This window comes from Sutterella sp. KLE1602 (assembly GCF_001578585.1).
In the GTDB taxonomy this organism is placed as follows: Bacteria; Pseudomonadota; Gammaproteobacteria; order Burkholderiales; family Burkholderiaceae_F; genus Sutterella; species Sutterella wadsworthensis_A.
On the sequence record NZ_KQ968498.1, the window covers coordinates 1 to 4,202 of the forward strand.

At 58.5% G+C, this 4,202-nt stretch carries 5 protein-coding genes; 1 reads left to right on the plus strand and 4 read right to left on the minus strand.

The window, feature by feature from the left end:
• Nucleotides 1-483: 483 nt before the first annotated feature.
• Genes HMPREF3036_RS12430 through HMPREF3036_RS02375 form a run of 3 tightly spaced genes read right to left on the minus strand, consistent with a single transcriptional unit; the run spans nucleotide 484 to nucleotide 2,050 of the window.
• Nucleotides 484-903, minus strand: a complete 420-nt coding sequence (locus tag HMPREF3036_RS12430) for a transposase (RefSeq protein WP_197457922.1) — start codon at nucleotides 901-903, stop codon at nucleotides 484-486.
• Between the two features lie 9 nt (nucleotides 904-912).
• Nucleotides 913-1,644: an IS110 family transposase gene (locus HMPREF3036_RS02370; protein WP_062331207.1), complete on the minus strand. Its 732-nt coding sequence runs from the start codon at nucleotides 1,642-1,644 to the stop codon at nucleotides 913-915.
• Nucleotides 1,645-1,702: 58 nt separating this feature from the next.
• Entirely contained in the window at nucleotides 1,703-2,050 is a 348-nt protein-coding gene (locus HMPREF3036_RS02375; RefSeq protein WP_062331210.1) for a hypothetical protein, read from the minus strand.
• Between the two features lie 203 nt (nucleotides 2,051-2,253).
• On the opposite strand from HMPREF3036_RS02375, the gene HMPREF3036_RS02380 reads away from it, so the two are divergent.
• Nucleotides 2,254-3,078: a 3'-5' exonuclease gene (locus HMPREF3036_RS02380; protein WP_005435130.1), complete on the plus strand. Its 825-nt coding sequence runs from the start codon at nucleotides 2,254-2,256 to the stop codon at nucleotides 3,076-3,078.
• An 88-nt stretch (nucleotides 3,079-3,166) separates the two neighbouring features.
• Here the strand turns inward: HMPREF3036_RS02380 and HMPREF3036_RS02385 are convergent, their stop codons facing one another.
• Nucleotides 3,167-3,922 (minus strand): hypothetical protein, encoded by a 756-nt coding sequence (locus tag HMPREF3036_RS02385; protein WP_062331213.1) that lies wholly within the window; start codon nucleotides 3,920-3,922, stop codon nucleotides 3,167-3,169.
• Nucleotides 3,923-4,202 lie beyond the last annotated feature (280 nt).

Sequence of the window (4,202 nt, forward strand, 5' to 3'; positions counted from 1 at the left end):
TGCTGTCTTTTCCGCCATTCCTCCCCGCCTCACATCTCTGGACCGCCCACTCTTGTCAAGCAAGATGTCAAGTATTTTCCGCCGCAGGCGGTGCGTGAGCGCGAAAGCGCTCTCGCAGTGGCCGCGGGCCGTACTAATTTGAGCGAGCTTGCTCGCGTGAATTCAGGAAATGAGGCCCGCCCAGGAACGCGGTAAAACGACGGAAAAAAGACTCCCTGATCCGCATCCTTTACCGAGGTCATGCGGAGTCAGATCAAGCAGATTCTATTCAAGCGAGAGGCCCATCCACCAATCTCTCAGGGCTGTCGGGACTCCGTTCGGAATTCCATGCCCGCCATGAACTTCAGAAAGCCGTCTGTGCCAAATAAAAGGCAATGCAAGTTTCTGCAATGTGAGGCGTATGGCTATTAGACGGCGCCTTTAAGGCATCTCATGAATCAATCTTGCTTGAGGTCGGACTATTCTCTTTCGGGCGGTTAAGGCTTATGCGGCTTTGGCTTGTTCAAGCTCCCACTGCTTCAGTACCGCCTTCGATATGCCAGCTTTCTCGAAGCTGAACGTCTCTCCGTATTTGAGGAGAGCTGTGGCTATGCGCACCAACTTGGCTGCGACATAGACTAGAACTTTAAACCAAGGTCTTGGCGATGCCAGGCGCTCCTTGATGCTTGCTACGAACGGGCAGTCAGGCAACCGGTCGTTGCGCACCATCAAACACAATGCGCCTGCACCCAGGATGCAGAGCGATCGGAGCATCTTGTCTCCTCGCTTCGACATCTTTCCCTGGCCTCGGGCTTCACGACCGGAAGAGGTCTCCGTGTGATGCCCGGTAATTCTGTTATTCGGGACAAGACCAATGAACGCCATGGTCTGTTTTGGGGAATCGAATCTTGCGATGTCACCCACTACAGCGCATCAACGGCTCGTCGTCAGCACTCCGAATCCCGGTATGGAACGGAGCAGGGAAGCCCGCGGATCACGCTGGGTAGCCTCTGTCAGGAGCTTCAGCACCGTTGCAATGTCATGGTCGAGATCATGCACCCGGTTGATCATGAGGTGCAGAGTCTCTACCACTTCATCACCGAAAGCCTCTCGGTTGGCATCGATCAGCTCATGCAGAGCCTTCTGGTTGAAGGAGCCTGCACGGATGGGAAATCCCCATGCATGAAGCGTAGCCTTGACGTGCACCATAGTCTTCGTTCGCTGCCCCTTTAATTGGCGATAGGAGGCCTGCAGAGCAAGCAGACGGCATTCCTCACGCGTCTTCCCGCGGATGGGCGTCAGCCAGCGGTCATAGGCCAGATTCAGGATGGCAAACGCGTCATTGAGGTCGGTCTTCTGGCCATTGCAATGATCCTTGACCCATGCCTGGACATGCCGCCCGCTGATCATCATGACTTCATGTCCGAGCTCCTGAATCTGCTCGGCGATCTGATGAGCACCGCTGCATGGCTCCATGGCAACCAAGGTCGGAGCCATGTCTGCCAGAAGCTCATAGAGCTTGTCGTAGGGGATCCGGTCAATGAGATAAGGTTCCTTGTGATCAGAGTCGAATGCGGCAAGAGCCACATCAGTCTTGGCAAGGTCGAGGCCAACAGCGTATGCGATAGAGGTGTCGAGTGTTGACAGGGTGCGCTTTCTAGCCATGATATGGACTCCATGAAGGCTTGTGATGCCACATTATCGATCTGCGAGAATCGATTGCCTAGGCATCGGGTGGGTGGTCCATGTCATTAGAGGCGAGGGTTCCTGGCGGATTTGGCTGAACTCCTCGGCCATCACGATGGTCTCCTCGTCGGTCGGCGAGCCTGATCTCCTCGTCGTCGCATTCGCCGAGCGGCACGCCGTTGTCGACGAGCACCTTCTTGATGCCCCACCAGTAGGGCCCGTAGGAAAGATAGCGGCGCGGATCGGCCTCGAGCCTCTCCCTGATCACGCGAACGGCGTTGACGACGAGATTGTCGTGTCCCTTGAACTTCATCAGGTTCGACTTGTAGCTCTTGAGACGCTTCTCAACAAATGACGGCTTGAACTTGTAGGCGGTGTATGCCATGTCTTTGACTCCAGATTCGGGAGGAGAACGCGGACCCTGACATGGCGGCCCCTGCGGATCCCCCTCCGTTTTCATCAGTATCGGACCCCATGCGTCAACTCGTGACGCAATCGGAACGGCGTTCAGGAAAGATGTTCCTGCGTCACAAACTGACGCACCGCCGCCTAACATGACGCAACTGCATCATCAAGTAAATCACCGCCATGACCGTCATTCTTCCGCACGCCGTCCTTCCGCACGCCTCTGCCGCAACGCTTCTGCCTTCCGAAAGGCATCCCGCCGCCCGTCCTGCCCGTCCCGCCCGTCCAGTCCCTCCCGCCCCGCTCTCGCCCGCACTCTCGAAGCTTCTTGCCCGCCTTCCCGTACAGGACGACGGCGAGGCCCTTCGCCAGAGCCTTTTCCATTCAGGAACGCATTTCAATCCCGACCTTCTCACGTCGGAGGCGGAGCGACGCGCGAGGCTCGAAGGCGTGCATGCGGCGCTCGACCGAGCAGAGTCCCTCGTCTTTCTCGACACCGAATCGACGGGCGGGCGCAACGGGCGCCTCATCGAGGTGGCCCTCGTCGAGACGGACGTCGAGCAGAACGTGACGGGCGGCCTGCACTTTCGCTGCAATCCGCACCGACGCTCCCTGGCGGGCGCAAGGCGTGTGCACGGCATTCAGGACTGCGAGCTCGAGCACTGTCCCGAGTTTGCGGCCCGCGCAGACGAGCTGCTTGAGGCCGTGCGCGGCAAGACCGTCGTGATCCATGACCGCACGATGGACCTTCTCTGGCTCAATCGGGAGCTTCAGGCCGCGCGTCCCGGCGCACCGAGGTTCGAGGACCGCTGCACCGTCGTCGACTCGTTCGTGCTCGCCAGGGCGATTCCGTCGGAGCGCCGCCGCAACGGACTCGACGCCCTGCTCGAATGGTACGGACTCGGCGCTCGAGGCGGACACCACGACGCCTACGGCGACGCGGCCCTCCTCTCCCGCGTCTTCTTCGAACTCTGGTGGGACCTCGACGAATGGCTCTACGGAGAATGAGGAAGGCTTTGAGCGGAGCTCAAACAACAAAAAAGCCGATCCAGAATCAGCATTCGGAATCGGCTTTTGGTTTTGGTCGACGGTCGGCTTAGTAGTCGAAGAGAACCGGCGTGCGGTTTTCCTTGGCAAACTTCATGGCGCGCCAGAAGATCGAGAAGGCGAACTTGGCGAGGGACTCGGTGCTGTAGGTCTCCTTCTTGCCATCCTCGGTGCCCGTCTCGACGTCCTTGAGCGTCTTGGCGGGATAGCCCTCGGTTTCGGTCCACGAGAGGATCGTCTCCTCCTTGGCGAGCCAGCAGATCTCGTTGATGTGCTCGAGTTCCTGCTCAAGCGCGCCGAGCGTGCCGATCATCACCTCATTGCCCGTGGGCATCGGACCGCGGAAGACCATCGTGGACTTCGTGATCGGAACCCAGACCATCACGCTGCGGAAAAGCGAGTAGACGTGCTCGTGGTCCTCGGCAAGGCGCTTGATGAGCGGATGTTCGGTGAAGTCCCAGCCCTTTTCGAGCGTTTCGGGAATCGTCTCCTCGTACGTGTGGGCGGCGGTTACGAGCAACATCGCGCCGAAGGCATCCCAGTCGGGCTTGTCCGTGTAGTAGGCCTTGTCGTTGCTCTCCTCCCAGGTCTCGGGAAGCTGGTTTTCAGGCGTCACCGCCTGAAGCATCTCGTCGCGCCATGCACAGACGATCGCCTGCACCTCCTCCGGGGAGAGCTTCTCCTCGTCCTCGGTCTCCGTGCGCTTGAAGTCGACGCCGTTGGCTTCGGCCCAAGCTTCCACGACCGTCTTCCAGTTGCGGGTGTAATAGCGGGTGAAGGTGCCCGCGTACAAGTCGAGTCCCATCTTCGGTCTCCTAAATCTGATTTCGCCGGACAACCACTATATATAAGGGGTTTCTGCCGTCCGTTCTCCATGATGACGAAAGGATACAGACATTTGCGCGAATGCGCCTGAACGGCGATGGCACCTGCCTTCTCGACGCCCCTGCCCTTCCCGGGAGATCCGCATAAGGGTTTTCTACGAGAGGGACATCCCGAAACTTGAGCAGGATCACCACCCTTCAAAGGGTTTTGGTCTTCCCTGCAGCTGAGGAATAGTTAGGAAATAACTTATCAATCTTCGT

What these genes read in the sequence shown, in the direction of transcription:
- HMPREF3036_RS02385 (WP_062331213.1), bottom strand. Translation starts at nt 3,922, where the DNA reads ATGGGACTCGACTTGTACGCGGGCACCTTCACCCGCTATTACACCCGC.
- HMPREF3036_RS02380 (WP_005435130.1), top strand. Translation starts at nt 2,254, where the DNA reads ATGACCGTCATTCTTCCGCACGCCGTCCTTCCGCACGCCTCTGCCGCA.
- HMPREF3036_RS02370 (WP_062331207.1), bottom strand. Translation starts at nt 1,644, where the DNA reads ATGGCTAGAAAGCGCACCCTGTCAACACTCGACACCTCTATCGCATAC.
- HMPREF3036_RS02375 (WP_062331210.1), bottom strand. Translation starts at nt 2,050, where the DNA reads ATGGCATACACCGCCTACAAGTTCAAGCCGTCATTTGTTGAGAAGCGT.